2 protein-coding genes are annotated in these 2,719 nt (G+C 72.2%); both read right to left on the minus strand.

Translation table 11 applies throughout. The features are described from left to right. Positions 1–402: 402 nt before the first annotated feature. Complete coding sequence (locus E1269_RS31920; protein ID WP_131902277.1) at positions 403–1,086, minus strand: response regulator transcription factor; 684 nt, start codon at positions 1,084–1,086, stop codon at positions 403–405. Beyond that, positions 1,087–2,535, minus strand: a complete 1,449-nt coding sequence (locus tag E1269_RS31925) for a sensor histidine kinase (RefSeq protein ID WP_131902279.1) — start codon at positions 2,533–2,535, stop codon at positions 1,087–1,089. It lies immediately after the preceding gene. Between the last annotated feature and the right edge of the window lie 184 nt (positions 2,536–2,719).

The raw sequence follows: 2,719 nt of genomic DNA on the forward strand, positions 1-2,719 counted from the left end.
CCGCCACGGCGAACAGCCCCGCCTCCCCGGCAACTGCTGCCAGCGCGACCAGCCCTGCCACGGCTGCCAGCCCCGCCTCCCCCGCGAGCCCGGCCAGCCCGTCGAGCGCCTCGTCCGCGGGCTGACCGCCCCCGAGGAGCCGGCGCACCGCCCCTCCGGTGCGCCGGCTCGTTCACGTCTCGCCCGGGCGTCGATGGGCCGCCCACCAGGCATCTGAGCGCCCCACCAGGCTTACGCGGATGCTGGGAGCACGCAGGTTTCGCCTTGAACGTGATCCCGAAATGATCACGTTCGGCAGGATTACCCGCGCATCACGAGGCTTGCGATCCCGGTGCGACACGAGATCTCGTGCTGAACGTGATCATTCCGAGGCCCGAACGCCTACGGAAGCAGCAGAGGAGCTCATTGGGCGGGGGTGGTGGCCTCGTCGCCGACGAGGCGGTAGCCGATGCCGCGTACCGTCACGAAGCGGTCGTTGCCGAGCTTGCGGCGCAGGTAGCGCACGTACACGTCCACCACGTTGGAGCCGGGGTCGAAGTCGTACCCCCACACCCGGCTGAGCAACTGTTCGCGGCTGAGCACCTGGCCCGGGTGCCGGAGGAACGTCTCGGCCAGTGAGAACTCGCGCGCGGACAGCTCGATCGTCTTCCCTTCGACGGTGGCCCGCCGGGTCCGCAGGTCTAGCGAGAGCCCGCCGTGGTGAAGCACCATCGCCTCCGGGGCGCGGTCCTCGCGCAGCCGCAGCCGGATGCGGGCCAGCAGCTCCTCGAACCGGAACGGCTTGGCCATGTAGTCGTCGGCGCCGCCCTCCAGGCCGGCGACGGTGTCGGTGATGGAGTCGCGCGCGGTCAGGATGATCACCGGTAGCTCGTTGCGGGCCTCGCGCAGCTGCCGCAGCACCGAGAACCCGTCCATGATGGGCAGCCCGATGTCCAGGATCACCAGGTCGAAGCCGCCGGTCATCGCGTAGTCGAACGCTCCGCGCCCGTCACCGACGACGGTCGGCGTCATGCCGGCGGCCCGAAGCCCCTTCTCGATGAAGGCCGCGATCCGCGGCTCGTCCTCGGCGATCAGGATCCTGCTCATCTACGCCTCCTTTTCCTCAACGAGATCGTCCGTGACGTCCGCGCCGGCCAACGGCAGCGAGATGACGAACACCGCGCCGCCGCCGAGCCGGCTGTCGACCGTGACCCGGCCGCGGTGCGCCTCGGCGATGGCGCTGACGATGGCCAGCCCGAGGCCGGAGCCGTCGACGCCGCGGCCGACGTCGCCCCTGGTGAAGCGGTCGAAGATCCGCTCGGCGTCCTCGGGCGCGATGCCGATGCCGGTGTCGCGGACCCAGAGCCGAGCCTCGCCGCCGGCGAGCTGGGCGCCGACCGCGATGGTGTCGCCGGGCTCGGTGAACTTCACCGCGTTCGAGATCAGCTGCAGCAGCGCCTGGGTGATGCGCTGCTGGTCGAGGTCGACCGTGGCCGAGGTGCGGGCATCGACCCGCCACTGCCGGTCGGCCAGCGCGCTGGCCTTGTCGATGACGTCGTCGACCAGGCGGTCCAGCTCGACCGGGCGCGGATGCACGAAGTCCGGCCGCTTGGCCTTGGCGAGCATGACGAGGTCGTCGACCATCCGGTGCATCCGGTCCAGCTCGTCCAGGACGAGGCCGCGCACCTCGGCGACATCGGCCGGATCGGCGGAGTCCATCAGTTCCAGGTGGCCGCGGATGATCGTGATCGGAGTGCGCAGCTCGTGACCGGCGTCGTCCAGCGCGTCGCGCTGGCCGGCGAACGCCACCTCGAGCCGGTCGAGCATCGCGTTGAACGTGCGGGCCAGCGCGGAGATGTCGTCGGTGCCGGTGACCGGGATGCGGCCGGACAGGTCGGTGTCGTTGATGCGCTGTGCGGTGTCGCGCAGCGCGCTGATCGGCCGGAGCAGCCGGCCGGCCACCGCCCAGCCAACGGCACCCACCACCGCCAGCGACGCGAGCGCCACCACCGCGAACGTCTGGTACGCGTCGACGACGCCGGCCTGCTCGAGGTCCCGGGAGTAGCCGATCACGTACAGTCCGGCGGCCTCGTCGCCGGGCACCGTCACGGGTACCGCGGCGTAGCGCAGCGAGCCCAGGTCCTCGGTCCGCGTCGTCCGCGGCCGCACCCGGGTGCCGCCGCCCTGGTCCTCGACGGTCGCGACGAACTCGTCGTCCTCGTGCAGCCGCATCCCCACGTCGACCGCGGGCCACCACGCCACGCGCCCGTCGACCATGGCCAGCAGGCCCTCGTTGCGGTCGGGCACGTTGCGCTGCAGCACCACTTCGAGGAACCGCGACACCGTGGTGAACGACGCGCCGGTCTCGGGGTCGATGCCGGTCGAGGCGAACTCGCGCAGCTCCTCGACCTCCTGCGCGAGTCGGTCGTCGATGCTGGAGTCGACCCGCTCGCGCTGCACGAGGAACGACGTCACCCCGGCGACCAGCATGCCGACCGCGGCGACCCCCAGCACCGCCGCCAGCACACGGGTGCGTACCGCGACCCGGACGCGCACCCCGCCGGCGGCATCGTCACGCCCCTGGCTCAGTCGTCATCATCCCCGTCGTCACCGTCGTCGTCACCGTCGTCGTCGCCGCCGTCGTCGTCACCCGGAGCCACCGGCGGGGGCGGCGCGACCGGCTCGCCGTCGTCGCCGTCGTCGTCGCCCACCGGCGGGGGGTCGGTGGTCGGCGTCGGGG

The sequence above is a fragment of the Jiangella asiatica genome (assembly GCF_004349065.1).
Taxonomy (GTDB): domain Bacteria; phylum Actinomycetota; class Actinomycetes; order Jiangellales; family Jiangellaceae; genus Jiangella; species Jiangella asiatica.

Bases quoted from the DNA above. Each gene is read 5' to 3' on its own strand.
- E1269_RS31920 (WP_131902277.1), bottom strand. From the start codon at position 1,086: ATGAGCAGGATCCTGATCGCCGAGGACGAGCCGCGGATCGCGGCCTTC.